12 protein-coding genes are annotated in these 13,165 nt (G+C 36.1%); 9 read left to right on the top strand and 3 right to left on the bottom strand.

All coding sequences use genetic code 11. The features are described 5' to 3' along the window. Positions 1–52 precede the first annotated feature (52 nt). The 9 genes from potA to CQ058_RS11250 all read left to right on the top strand — a co-directional run bounded on the left by potA (position 53) and on the right by CQ058_RS11250 (position 9,023). Positions 53–1,036 carry a spermidine/putrescine ABC transporter ATP-binding protein PotA gene (gene potA, locus CQ058_RS11290; protein WP_002030425.1) on the top strand — a complete coding sequence of 328 codons (984 nt, stop codon included), beginning with the start codon at positions 53–55 and terminating at the stop codon, positions 1,034–1,036. Then, positions 1,033–1,881: a spermidine/putrescine ABC transporter permease PotB gene (gene potB / locus CQ058_RS11285; protein WP_002188855.1), complete on the top strand. Its 849-nt coding sequence runs from the start codon at positions 1,033–1,035 to the stop codon at positions 1,879–1,881. Before potA ends, potB begins: the two co-directional genes overlap by 4 nt. 6 nt (positions 1,882–1,887) lie before the next feature. Then, entirely contained in the window at positions 1,888–2,688 is an 801-nt protein-coding gene (gene potC, locus CQ058_RS11280; protein WP_002011483.1) for a spermidine/putrescine ABC transporter permease PotC, read from the top strand. 38 nt (positions 2,689–2,726) lie between these two features. Further along, positions 2,727–3,776: a spermidine/putrescine ABC transporter substrate-binding protein PotD gene (potD, locus tag CQ058_RS11275; RefSeq protein ID WP_002011485.1), complete on the top strand. Its 1,050-nt coding sequence runs from the start codon at positions 2,727–2,729 to the stop codon at positions 3,774–3,776. Between the two features lie 59 nt (positions 3,777–3,835). After that, on the top strand, positions 3,836–4,483 hold the full coding sequence (locus tag CQ058_RS11270) for a phosphatase PAP2 family protein (RefSeq protein ID WP_002126121.1): 648 nt from the start codon (positions 3,836–3,838) through the stop codon (positions 4,481–4,483). Between the two features lie 110 nt (positions 4,484–4,593). Beyond that, positions 4,594–6,786: an MMPL family transporter gene (locus CQ058_RS11265; RefSeq protein ID WP_002166118.1), complete on the top strand. Its 2,193-nt coding sequence runs from the start codon at positions 4,594–4,596 to the stop codon at positions 6,784–6,786. 99 nt (positions 6,787–6,885) lie between these two features. Beyond that, positions 6,886–7,302 carry a hypothetical protein gene (locus tag CQ058_RS11260; RefSeq protein WP_002011605.1) on the top strand — a complete coding sequence of 139 codons (417 nt, stop codon included), beginning with the start codon at positions 6,886–6,888 and terminating at the stop codon, positions 7,300–7,302. A gap of 100 nt (positions 7,303–7,402) precedes the next feature. Beyond that, positions 7,403–8,326 (top strand): RluA family pseudouridine synthase, encoded by a 924-nt coding sequence (locus tag CQ058_RS11255; RefSeq protein WP_002188858.1) that lies wholly within the window; start codon positions 7,403–7,405, stop codon positions 8,324–8,326. A gap of 91 nt (positions 8,327–8,417) precedes the next feature. Further along, on the top strand, positions 8,418–9,023 hold the full coding sequence (locus CQ058_RS11250) for a DUF1648 domain-containing protein (protein ID WP_002126129.1): 606 nt from the start codon (positions 8,418–8,420) through the stop codon (positions 9,021–9,023). A 35-nt stretch (positions 9,024–9,058) separates the two neighbouring features. On the opposite strand, the gene CQ058_RS11245 is transcribed toward CQ058_RS11250, so the two are convergent. The 3 genes from CQ058_RS11245 to glcD form a co-directional block, all read right to left on the bottom strand. Continuing rightward, on the bottom strand, positions 9,059–9,874 hold the full coding sequence (locus CQ058_RS11245; protein ID WP_105589706.1) for a CAP domain-containing protein: 816 nt from the start codon (positions 9,872–9,874) through the stop codon (positions 9,059–9,061). Between the two features lie 465 nt (positions 9,875–10,339). Further along, positions 10,340–11,668, bottom strand: coding sequence for a (Fe-S)-binding protein (locus CQ058_RS11240; protein ID WP_002188860.1), 1,329 nt, complete (start codon positions 11,666–11,668; stop codon positions 10,340–10,342). Next, positions 11,665–13,077 carry a glycolate oxidase subunit GlcD gene (glcD, locus tag CQ058_RS11235; protein ID WP_002188861.1) on the bottom strand — a complete coding sequence of 471 codons (1,413 nt, stop codon included), beginning with the start codon at positions 13,075–13,077 and terminating at the stop codon, positions 11,665–11,667. The genes CQ058_RS11240 and glcD overlap by 4 nt, the downstream gene beginning before the upstream one ends. Positions 13,078–13,165 lie beyond the last annotated feature (88 nt).

The raw sequence follows: 13,165 nt of genomic DNA, 5'->3' as shown, positions 1-13,165 counted from the left end.
ATATTTATTCATGAATATAAAAATTAAAATTTAAGGTAGATAGGACGGGAAAATGAAAAAGATTATTAAAGTTGAAGCAGTAGAAAAACATTTTGGAAATCAAGTGATTATCCCCCCTCTTTCTTTAGATATTAAAGAAGGAGAATTTTTAACAATTTTAGGACCGAGTGGTTGCGGGAAAACGACTTTACTTCGTATGATCGCAGGATTTGAAACCCCAACTAAAGGGAATCTTTTATTAGATGATGAAAAGATTAACGATTTGCCGCCATACAAGCGTCATATGAATTTAGTGTTCCAACATTACGCACTATTCCCACATATGAATGTTGAAAAAAATATTTGTTTCGGTATGAAAATGCAAAAAGTATCAGCAGCAGAACAGAAAGAACGTGCGGAAGAGGCAATGCGTTTAACGCAGTTACTTGAGTTCCGTAATCGTAAACCTTCGAAGCTTTCTGGTGGACAGCAGCAGCGTGTAGCAATTGCAAGAGCAATTGTAAACAACCCACGTGTATTACTATTAGATGAGCCACTTGGAGCGCTTGACTTTAAGTTAAGAAAAGATTTGCAACGTGAATTGAAAAACTTACAACGTAATTTAGGAATTACGTTCATATATGTAACGCACGATCAAGAAGAAGCGATGAGTATGAGTGATCGTATTGTCGTTATGAATAAAGGGCATATCGAACAAGTCGGCACGCCTAAGGAAATTTACAATAAGCCGAAAACATTGTTTGTTGCGACGTTCATCGGTGAAAATAATATCGTGAAAAATGGGGAAAACTACGTAGCAGTTCGCCCTGAAAATGTAAAAGTTCGCTCGGTTGAAGAGCCAATTTTAAAAGAATACCATCTTGGACATATTGAAGATATTGAATTTGTTGGAAATATGGAAAAGCTATATGTACGTGAGGAGAAAACAGCGGAATTACTAATGGCATACCAAACTGCTGAAGAAGCAACGCAGTGGAGCATTGGAGATAATGTATATGTAGGCTGGGAGCAAGAGGACGAGGTGACCTTAAATTGAAGAAAGGGAAATTACTCGCATTACCTACAGTCGTATGGCTGTTACTCTTCTTCCTAATTCCACTTCTGTTCGTATTAGCATTTGCCTTCATGCAGCGCGGAGCATACGGGACAGTGGAAATGAAATTTACATTAGATAACATAGCACGTGTGTTTGATCCATTATATATGGGGACGTTATGGGAAACAGTGAAGATAGCTGTTATTACGACAGTACTATGTTTAGTAATCGGTTATCCATTCGCCTATACAATTACAATTGTTGATCGTAAATATCGTTCTATCCTTCTATTATTGGCAACGATTCCGTTCTGGATTAACTTTCTTGTTCGTTCATACGCATGGATTGTTATTTTACGTTCACAAGGTCTTGTAAACACATTGCTATTGAAACTAGGTATTATTAGTGAACCTTTAAATCTGCTATATAATACGCCTTCTGTAATACTCGGAATGGTATATTCTTTATTACCATTTATGATTTTACCAGTGTATGCAGCAATTGAGCAGCTTGATAAGCGTAAGCTAGAGGCGGCTTATGATTTAGGAGCAACACCAGTAAAGGCATTTTGGAATGTAACAGTACCGATGACGATGTCAGGGATTACTACTGGTTCTATTTTAGTATTCGTTTCTTCTATCGGAATGTTTGTTGTATCAGACGTTATGGGTGGATCGAAAGTAGCATTAATCGGAAACGTAATTCAAAACCAATTCTTAGGTTCACGTGACTGGCCTTTTGGTTCCGCGTTATCTATGATTGTTGTTCTATTCTCTGTTCTGTTAATTTACTTATATTATCGTGCAACGAAAGTATATAAATATGATGGAAACGGAGGGGAATAGGCAAAAATGAAGAAGTTTTTAGTTTCTTATTCTTGGTTAATCTTATTGTTTTTGTATTTTCCAATGATGGTTTTAATGGTATATTCCTTCAACGATTCTCGCATTAATGCGGAATGGGAAGGCTTTACACTCCATTGGTATACAGATTTATTTCAAAAACAAGATGTTATTGATGCGTTTGTAAATAGTATGACGATTGCTGTTATAACGACAATTGTGACGACAGTTCTTGGTGTGATTTTTGCTATTGCATTACACCGTTACAAATATCGTTTTGAAGGGGCCATTAACGGTCTTGTATATTTACCAATTTTAATTCCTGATATTTTAATGGGATTATCTTTACTTATCCTATTTAGTCAATTAGGTATGGAACTTGGAAAAACAACAATTATTATAGCACACATTACATTCAGTATTTCATTTGTTGTTGTTATTTTAGCGGCACGTCTTTCTGGTATGGGACGTGATTTAGAAGAGGCTGCAAACGATTTAGGAGCAACGCCGTGGCAAACGTTTCGTTATGTAACGTTTCCAGCAATTGCACCAGGAGTTATTTCAGCCGCATTATTAACATTCACATTATCAATTGATGATTTTGTAATTAGTTTCTTCGTATCAGGACCAGGATCAACAACATTGCCATTATACATTTATAGTATGGTTAAGCGTGGAGTATCGCCTGAAATTAATGCTCTTTCTACAATATTAATTGTTGTAATTGTAGGATTAATGGTGCTATCGGAAATTTTCCGTAATAAAGGTGCAGACGGTGAAGAAAACTCTGGAGGACACCTTCCTTTATAATACGAATGATATAGAAAGAACGAGGAGGTAATAAACCGATGAAATTAGTGAAGAGATTAGCTGGTATAGCAATTAGCTTCAGTCTTGCTGCAGGTGTACTTGCTGGTTGTGGTGAGAAAAAAGAAGAATTAAACATTTATAGCTGGGCTGACAATTTTGATGAGCAAGTTTTAAAAGATTTTGAAAAGAAATATAACGTGAAAATTAACTACGATAAATATGCAAGTAATGAAGAAATGCTTGCGAAATTACAAGCTGGTGGCGCGACATATGATTTAATTCAGCCATCTGATTACATGGTGAAAACGATGGCGAAGATGGACTTATTAGCGCCTTTAGATAAGAAGAATATCCCGAACATCGAGAACCTTGTTTCTAACTTTAAAACACCTGCGTTTGATCCAGAGAATAAGTATTCTCTAGTATATACTTGGGGTGTAACAGGAATTGCATACAATAAAAAGTATGTGAAAGAAACACCTACAAGCTGGAATGATTTATGGAACGAGAAATATAAAGGACATGTTACTTTATTAAACGATTCTCGTGAAGTATTAGGAATGGGACTTAAGAAAAACGGTTTCTCTAATAGCACGAAAGAGGATGCACAGTTAAAGACAGCGTCTGCTGATTTGCAGAAGCTACTTCCAAACTTATTAGCATTCGATACAGATAATATTAAACAAAAATTCATTACAGAAGATGCTTGGATCGGGACAGTTTGGTCTGGAGACGCAGCATTCATTGCGAAAGACAATAAAGATGTAGGATACGTTGTACCAAAAGAAGGTGGCACAATTTGGGCTGATACGTTAGCAATTCCAAAAGGTGCGAAAAATAAAGAACTTGCAGAGAAGTTTATGAACTACTTATTAGATGAAAAAGTAAGTGTGAAAAACTACGAGTCAATTGGTTACAGTAATCCAAATGAAAAAGCTCATCCTCTTCATAGTAAAGAATATCGTGATAATCACATGATCTTCTTAACAAAAGAAGAATTAGATCGTACAGAGTGGCTTGTTGATGTAGACGATAAGTTAAAAGACTACGATCGCTACTGGACAGAGCTGAAAACAAAAGGTAAATAAGTAAGAAAATGCGGTTTCTAAAGTAGAAATCGCATTTTTTCATAGTAGGAGGAAATCGATTGAAGAAAAAGTTACATCAGTATGAATTAATGTGTATCATTTTATTGTTTGTTCTATTTAGCATCATCGCTTGGAGGGTACATGTAGGTGGTGTTACAATGATGGATACATACGTACGTGATATGGTAAAAGGATTACAAACGGAAAGCTCACTTACATTCTTCTCATACTTTACAAAGCTAGGATCTGCAATTGGAGTTATAACGACACTAATTATAAGCTTGCTCGTTTTTTGGAAAAAGCGTTATTATGCTGCTATGATTGTGTATCCAATGGCTATATTAACGACACACCTTGTTAATAAGGGAATAAAAGAAATTGCAAAAAGAGACCGCCCATCATTAAATGAGGCACTTGACGCACTTGGGTATAGCTTCCCAAGCGGACATGCAATGCTATCTATTATAACATTCGGTTTTCTTGCCTATATCATTGCTGCCAATTTGAAGAGTGTAGCTGGAAAATGTGGTATTACGATTTCGATGGGCATATTAATTATATTGATTGGATTAAGTAGAGTTATTTTAAATGTTCATTACCCGACTGATATTTTGGCTGGTTACTGTGCAGGTGGCATTTTGTTAATCATCGCAATTTATTGTCATCGTTTACTTACCGAGAGATTGGGACTTAATAACGAGAGATAAAAAAACGTCTAGAAAAACTAGTATTATAGTTTTTCTAGACGTTTTTTGTTTATGGGGAGATGTGATAAAGTATAAATGACAAGTGAATTATATAAAGTAGGTGAAAATGTGTGAAGACAAATGTACATAAAATTGATAAGTGGGGGAAGTTAGGAACTTTTTTGTATCAATTTCGTTATACAGTAATTGTAGCATTACTACTACTTGCGATAGTGCTCGGTATTTTTGCTCCAAAACTTCCAGGAGTACTGGGCGGTGATGGTTTCCAAACAGAAGGGGATTATCAAAAGACGAAAGAAATTTTAGATAAAGATTTTAAGCAGTCTCAAGATACACTTTTACTCGTTTTTGAGAAGGAAAAGGATACTTCGCATGAGGAGTTCCAAAAGCGTATAGAGGGGATAATAAATCAAATTGAAGAGAAAGAAAAATACGAATCTTTCCATCATCCAATGCAAAATAAAGAGATGTTACAAGATGATATCGGTTATGCGACGATTTTATTTTCCGGGAAAACAAATAAAGAACGAATGGAAAAGACATTACAATTTGCCGGGAAAATCGAGAAGGAAAGTAATAGCGTATTAAAAGTAACACCGACAGGATATCCGAAAATTAATCAAGAGATTAATGAAAGAACGCAAAATGATTTAAAAGTAGCAGAGATGATTGGATTACCTATTGCTTTTCTCGTACTATTATTCTCATTTGGTAGTCTGATTGCGTCTATTTTACCGATTGTAAATGGCGCGCTTAGTGTCATTAGTACGATGGGGATTTTATATTTTATAGGTAGTGATAAAGAGCTATCTATTTTCGTGTTAAATGTTGCACCGATGATTGGACTCGCATTATCAATTGATTTCGCACTGTTATTTGTAAATCGTTTTCGAGAGGAAGTTGCGAAGAGAACAGTGAAAGAAGCGATAGCGATTACGTATCAAACGGCAGGGCGTGCTATCGTATTTTCAGGGTTATGTGTATTCGTCGGTTTATCAGGCTTATTTTTCTTTAAGATAGATTATATTCAGTCTGTTGCTATTAGCGGGATGATTGTCGTTATTATGAGCATTTTGTTTTCGCTCACACTTCTTCCGGCGCTATTATCTTTAATTGGTAAAAGGATATTAAAAAAGAATCAGGCGGCGCCTACGCCATCAAATGTATGGCGTAAATTTGCACAGTTTGTAATGAAACATCCAATCGTCATGATTATTGTTGTTACAACATTTATTGTTATTTGTTTATTACCGCTACGTACAGCTAACTTGCAGTTTCCTGGTGTTGAAGCGTTACCTGAAAAGAGTGATACGAGAGTTGCATTTGAGAAGTATGAAGAAGCCTTTAATAAAACTGTCCAAACACACGCTGATGTGACATTAGTAGTAGAGACGAAGAAAGATATAACAGAAAAAGAAAGTTTACAAAAGATAGAAGCTGTTGTTCAAAAGTTAAAAGACGATAAGCAAGTATATAAGGTGAAAAGTGTATATGACGGGCTAAATGGAATGAAAGCAGATCAAGTTGCTGGAATGTTACAGTCGCCAGAGGCTGCGAAAATAGCTCCTGTATTTGAAGCGTATACGAAAGGGAATAAAACAACAATGGAAGTCTTTTTGGATACGAAGCCAAGTACAGAAACCGCAAAACAATGGGTTCGTGATTTCAAAAAGAATTATAAAGAAAATGATGTTACTTATTATTTGGGTGGTATGACGACGTTCCAGCAAGAGTTAGAAGATGAAATTAAAGATAAAGTTGCAATTGGTATGTCTGTTATATTTGGATCAACCTTTGTCATTTTATTATTCGCATTCCGCTCTATACTCATTCCAATTAAAGCTATTATTATGAACGTACTTAGTTTAAGTGCAACAATTGGAATTGTAATTTGGTTATTTGAAGGTGGTCATTTCGGATTAGAAGAGAGTTCAGTTTTATTTGTATTACCAATCTTTATTTTCGGCCTCGTATTTGGGCTTAGCATGGATTATGAAGTATTTCTTATTTCACGTATTCATGAGCTTTATGAAGAAACAGGAGATAACGATCAAGCAACGTTAGAAGGACTTGTTTCGACAAGTAGAATTATTACGTCCGCCGCTTTAATTATGATTGTTGTTACCGGTGCGTTCGCCTTTACTGATATTTTACCAGTAAAGCAGATGGGGCTTGGGGTTGCATTAGCAATATTTCTTGATGCAACAATTATCCGTCTTATGCTCGTACCAAGTTTAATGAAATTGTTTGGGGATTGGAACTGGTGGCTACCATTTCGAAAGAAAAGAGAAAAATCATCGTAAAAAAACTCATCTATAAGATGAGTTTTTTTTATGAATAGCAGGGCCTATATTTTGCGCATAGTATGTGATAAGAAGATTACATACAAGTAGGTGAAGGCAATGTTTCGTTATTTTAAGTTTAAGCTAAATGATACAGTACAGTTTGCTGAAAACGATGGGCATATGTATCGCATTGTCGGTTATCGGTTAGAAAAAGGGTTTTACCCAAAAGATGAATGGACTCATATTATTTATGAACTACTTAGAGAATTTGACGGGTATACGATGGATGCGGAAGAAGAGGAAATTGTAAAAGTTATTCAAGTAGAGGATGAGTATTACAAAATACAAGAAGTATCGGGGTATCGTTATCCAGTAAAAATGAAGCAAAAGCAGCAAGTTATGAAAGGAGAGAAAATAGACGACTTATTAGATACGTACAACGACTATAAACGATTGGCGGATTTCTTTAAAGATTTGTTGTATGAACAAAAAGCTGAAGAAGTGTTGCAGGAAATGAAAAGGCTTAGAGCGTGAGGGGACAGTCGATTATAAGGCTGTCCTCTATTTTTGACGGTGCATCAAATTATGTTTTCCGTTACAATGAGAGAATCAATAGAAATAAGGTGATTATAGTATGGAAACAAAGAAAAAGGGCGAATGGTGCGAAATTACGGTTCCAGCGACGTGGAATGGTATAAGTATTGAGTCGTTGTTAAAAGTAGAATGGGAATTACCAAAAAAGTTATTACATCAGCTTCGTATGGAAAAAGGTGTTACGGTTAACGGAGAACAAAGGAGATGGAATGAACTTTTAAAAGAAGGAGATAAGTTACAAGTTCATATGTTTATGGAGGAGGAGTACGGCGTAGAGCCGGAATATGGTGAATTAAATGTAGTGTTTGAAGACGATCACGTACTCATTGTAAATAAGCAGGGGCAAATGGATACACATCCTTCTGAAAAAAATGGGACGGGAACACTTGCCAATCTTGTTGCTTTTCATTTTCAAATGCAAGGTTTAGAGACGAAGGTTCGGCATATCCATAGATTAGATAAAGATACGACAGGTGGTGTTGTATTCGCAAAACATAGAATTGCGGGTGCAATTATGGATCGTTTATTAATGGAACGGAAAATCAAAAGAACGTATATGGCACTTGTTGAAGGAAAAGTAAAAAAGAAGCAGGGGACAATTGATGCAGCTATCGGAAGAGATCGACATCATGCTACAAGGCGTCGTGTTTCTCCAAAGGGAGACCAAGCTATAACGTATTATAAAGTAGAGAAATATTTTAAAAAACAAAATGCGACGCTCGTAACGTTACAGTTAGAAACCGGTAGAACGCATCAAATTCGCGTTCATATGAGCTATAATGGAAATCCATTAGTTGGGGATGTATTATATGGTGGGCAAACAACATATATGTCCGGGCAAGCGTTACATGCGATGAAGATTAATTTTTTGCATCCGATTACGAAAGAAGAGATCGTTGTTGACGTACCTTTCCCTACAAATTTAAACGATACAATGAAAAAATTTGAAAGAGAAAATAGGTAAAGTGTAAGTTTAAAGTTGAAAAAGGTAGATTTTTGCAGGGATTTCTCTGAAAGAGGCGAAGCCGTTAAGAGAAAAGAGAGGTGAGAATTACTTGATCAAATATAAATATATGCTAGGGATATTTTTCGCTTGTCTTTTACTTACTCTATGTATTTATCCATATTTACCAACTCGTATGGCAGTGCATTGGAACGAGAATGGTGGAGCGAACGAGTTTATGAGTAAACAAGTTGTCGTATTATTTATCCCTGTCCTTATTATTATTTTACATGGATTAGTATATGTTATTTTACATAATATATATAAGTTTAATGAAGGGGAGTATTTCATTATAAATGGATTTATAAAGAGTATTACTTTATTTATGATGTTTGTCCATATACTAATTCTCTTTATTAATTTGGGAAGTATTATATCCTTTCAGACAGGACTAACGATTGGAATTAGTATGTTTCTTTTTATGTTTAGTAAAGTGTTTAAAAAGGTGAAGGATAGAGAGAAAGAACCGATCAAATTACAAAAAATCCGTTTAGTTAGTAGGCGAATCTTTCAAGTGATGGCATGCAGCATATTATTTTCGTTGCTTTTGAGCCTGAAGTGGGGATTTTACTTGTTAATTAGTGTAATAAGCTGCGGGTCTATTTTGTTTATGTTCTACATTTTATACGCATACATATTAGAAAGCTATGAAACATAAAAAAAGAGTCTTCTCCTAGAAGACTCTCTTTTTATTTACTTCGTAATAAATTGTTGTGTCCAGTAGTTGCCGCTTTCTACATAGCCAACACCGATATGAGTGAAGCCACTATTTAAGATGTTTGCACGGTGTCCGGCACTGTTCATCCAAGCTTGTACAACTTCTTCTGGAGTACGTTGTCCTTGGGCGATGTTTTCACCTGCAGATTTATAAGAAATACCAAATTTTTTCATCATGTCAAACGGAGACCCGTATGTAGGGCTGTTATGATCAAAGTAGTTGTTTTTTTGCATATCTTCAGACTTAATGCGTGCTACTTTGCTTAATTCAGTATCGATTTGTAATGCTGATAAGCCTTGTTTTGTACGCTCTGCGTTTGTTAATTCAACAACGCGTTGTTCGAATTCGCTTAAAGATTTTGCTTCTTCAGCAGGCTTTTGTGTTTCGTTTTGAGTATTGTTGTTTTCAGCTGGTTTTTGAGCTTCTGGTTTAGCAACTTCTTCAGCAGGCTTTTGTTCAGCTGGTTTTTGAGTTTCCTCAGCAGGCTTTTGAGCTTCTGGCTTAGCTGTTGGTTGTTCAGTAACAACATTTTCAGTAGGCTGTTGACCAGGAATGAAGCAATCTTGTTGGAATTGTCCTTGGTTCCATTGTGCTAATGATTCAACTCCCATAGATTGTAAGAATGCTTGTAATTCTTGTTGGCTCATTTGCTTCATCATCATTTTTGAATGCTGAATATTTTGAACATTTATGTTAGATGGTTGTACTGTTGCAGCTTGTGCATCTAAAGAAGATACTCCTAAAGTAAGAGCTGTTGCAGCAGCTACAGATAATAAAACACGCTTTTTCATGATGTGTGTCCCCCTATATAAAGTTTTAATTTGTTTTCACACGATTTGTTTTTGACAGCCTGTCTGACTGACCAATTCATCGTAGCATACAATTTGCGAGAAAAAAGATGGAAAAAAATTCATAGACTTAAAATTTTCCTAATTTATCCTAAGAGGAGGAAAGGGATGAAATAAGAGAAACATAGAGTATAAAAGGAATTTTTAGCATTTTTATACTTGATTTTAAGAGGGTGTTTTTGGATAAATGTACCTATATTAAAAATGAAGAATCCTATTGTATCAATGATTTTAGCATTTTTTTGAGGAATATACTGGATGTATTTTTACAAAACTGTAATGTTTCTGTTGTTCTTTTTTATAATAAAGTAACATATTTTTAATGTTGTAGCGGACAAAAAAGCGGCTATCTCTTTACATAGACGAAGGAGATAGCCGTTTTCCTATTATTACGTATGTTACGAGTTATTACGAGTTGGTTTCAATTGCTTCTAATAATAGATCAACAATGTGAATTCCTCTCATTTTATGAGAAAGACCTTCACGTTCAATACCTAGTTTCATTTGTAATAGACACCCAGGATTTGCAGTAACAATTGTCGCTGCATCTGTTTCATGTACACGGTCCATTTTGTAATCTAGAAATTCCATTGATAACTCCGAATGGACAATATTATAAATACCAGCAGAACCACAGCAACGGTCCGCATCTTTCATTTCGCGGTATGTTGCGCCTTGAATGGCCTCTAGTAACATACGAGGTTCCGAAGATGTTCGCATAACATTGCGTAAATGACAAGAGTCTTGATACGTAATGATTTGCGGCGTGAGTCGTAAGTCATTACGTTTATGGAAATCTAGTTCTACTAGTATAGCAGTAATATCTTTAATTTTAGAAACAAATTGCTTTGCGCGTTCAGCCCATTTGGGATCATCTTTTAACAGATAATCATAGTCTACGAGGTAAGCTCCGCAACCACCTGCATTCGTAATAATATAGTCGATGTTTAAATATTCGAATGCTTCTATATTTCGTTTTGCTAATTCTTTTGCTCCACTCTTTTCACCAGCATGCCCATGTAATGCCCCGCAGCAACTTTGTGTTTTCGGAATAACGATATCACAACCAGCTAACTGAAGAAGTTTCATCGTTGCGTTATTTGTTTCTAAAAACATCGTATCCATTAAACAGCCTGTGAAGAATGCAACTTGTTTCTTCTTTGCCACCTCAGCAGGTAAAAATTCAGGACGATCTTTCATTGCTTTCATTTTAGGGACTTTTGGCAAAACGAGGTCCATCGTTGCAAGTGTTTCAGGGAATAACTTCATAATACCTGTTTTATGTGTTAGCGTTTGTAAACCAGAACGCTGGTAAAATCCGATTAGTCCTGTTAATGTTCGCATTCGGTTTTGATGCGGGAATAGTCCTTCAAAAACAACTTTACGAACAGCTCTCACGGGCATGGAGAACTTTTTATTTTGATTAATAATATCACGAGCTTCTTCTAATAAATGTCCATAATTCACACCAGATGGACAAACAGGTTCACAAGCGCGGCAGCCAAGGCAAACATTTAATGTATCTTCAACATCTTCATCCGGCTCAATTAAACCATCAACGACGGCTTTCATTAAGGCGATACGTCCGCGTGGGGAATGTGATTCTTTATACCCAGATTGAATGTAAGTAGGGCAAGTTGGTAAACAAAAGCCGCATCGCATACAGTTTAGTAGTTCATCTTCACTTAATCGTTCTTTAAATTCCTTTTGAATGTTTTCTTTATTTAATGTGGTCATCGCTCAACCACCACTCTTTTACGAGAGTCTTTCGCGAACATCTTTCCAGGATTCATAATGTTGTTTGGGTCGAAGGCTTGTTTAATCCCTTGCATAGCAGCAATACCTTCTTTACCTAATTTCATTTCTAAATACGGAGCTTTCATTGCGCCAACACCATGTTCGCCAGTAATCGTACCACCAAGCTCAATCGCTTTAGCAAATATTTCAGCAAAAGCTTGTTCGGCACGATGCATTTCTTCTTCATTACGGGCATCTGTCATACAAGTCGGATGCAAATTACCATCACCAGCATGACCAAAAGTACAAATAGGAATATTATATTTCTTTGCAATTGCATTAATTGCTTCAACCATTGGAGCGATTTGTGAACGTGGTACAGTTGCATCTTCTAATATTGTTGTCGGTTTTAGTCTTGCAAGTGCTGATAGTGCACTACGGCGTGCTGTACGAAGCGCATCTGCTTCGGCTTCATCTTTTGCAACGCGAACATCGACCGCATTCATAGCACGGCAAACGTTAGCCATTTTTTCGATATCGCGATTGACAACCTCGGGCGGGCCGTCTTGTTCAATTAATAAAATTGCTTTAACGTCAGTTGGTAAACCGATTTGTGCAAACTCTTCTACAACTTCAATTGTTGGTTGATCTAAAAACTCAAGTGTCGCCGGAATAATTTTATTTGCAATAATAGCAGAAACAGCTCGAGCAGCTTCGTTAATATCTTCATATAGCGCAAGCATCGTTTTCTTCGTTTCAGGCATAGGGACAAGTTTTAATATAGCTTCCGTAACAACACCAAGTGTTCCTTCAGAACCAATAAATAAACGAGTTAAATCATAACCAGCTACATCTTTTGCTAATTTACCACCAGTGCGAATGATATCGCCGTTCGGTAAAACAATTTCAAGCCCCATTACATAATCACGTGTTACGCCATATTTTAAACCACGTAATCCGCCGGAGTTTTCATTAATGTTACCGCCGATTGTAGAAATTTTCATAGAGCTTGGATCTGGTGGATAAAATAAACCTTTTTCTTCTACTGCTTTAATAATATCAAGTGTAATAACACCAGCTTGTACAGTAATTGTTAAATTCTCTTCGTCAATTTCTAAAATATTGTTCATATGGCGGAAAATAAGGACGATACCACCTTCAAGTGGACAAGTTCCAGCGCAAAGATTTGTTCCAGACCCGCGAACGTATACGGGGATTTTATGAGTGTTACACACTTTTAACACGTCTGCTATTTCATTTGTATTACGAGGAGCAATGACTGCATCAGGCATCGCTTGGAAGTTTGGAGTGGCATCATAACTATAAGTTAAACGCCCCATATTGGATGTATCTACATTATCTTCGCCAACAATAGATACGAATGAATCAATAATTTGCTTTTCTAACATTGGAAATCCCCCTCAAACTGTTAACGTATTTCGTCATAATAAAAAACGTTGTAACAGTGCTTTCATTATAATGATAAAAAATTTGGAG

This window comes from Bacillus sp. MYb56, from assembly GCF_002976445.1.
Lineage (GTDB): Bacteria > Bacillota > Bacilli > Bacillales > Bacillaceae_G > Bacillus_A > Bacillus_A mycoides.
Note: the sequence above shows the minus strand (reverse complement) of the source record. Positions and strands in the feature narration are given on the sequence as shown.

Excerpts from the sequence above, each read along its gene's own strand:
- CQ058_RS11255 (WP_002188858.1), top strand. The coding sequence starts at position 7,403 with ATGGAAACAAAGAAAAAGGGCGAATGGTGCGAAATTACGGTTCCAGCG.
- glcD (WP_002188861.1), bottom strand. The coding sequence starts at position 13,077 with ATGTTAGAAAAGCAAATTATTGATTCATTCGTATCTATTGTTGGCGAA.
- CQ058_RS11245 (WP_105589706.1), bottom strand. The coding sequence starts at position 9,874 with ATGAAAAAGCGTGTTTTATTATCTGTAGCTGCTGCAACAGCTCTTACT.
- potD (WP_002011485.1), top strand. The coding sequence starts at position 2,727 with ATGAAATTAGTGAAGAGATTAGCTGGTATAGCAATTAGCTTCAGTCTT.
- CQ058_RS11260 (WP_002011605.1), top strand. The coding sequence starts at position 6,886 with ATGTTTCGTTATTTTAAGTTTAAGCTAAATGATACAGTACAGTTTGCT.
- potA (WP_002030425.1), top strand. The coding sequence starts at position 53 with ATGAAAAAGATTATTAAAGTTGAAGCAGTAGAAAAACATTTTGGAAAT.
- CQ058_RS11240 (WP_002188860.1), bottom strand. The coding sequence starts at position 11,668 with ATGACCACATTAAATAAAGAAAACATTCAAAAGGAATTTAAAGAACGA.
- potC (WP_002011483.1), top strand. The coding sequence starts at position 1,888 with ATGAAGAAGTTTTTAGTTTCTTATTCTTGGTTAATCTTATTGTTTTTG.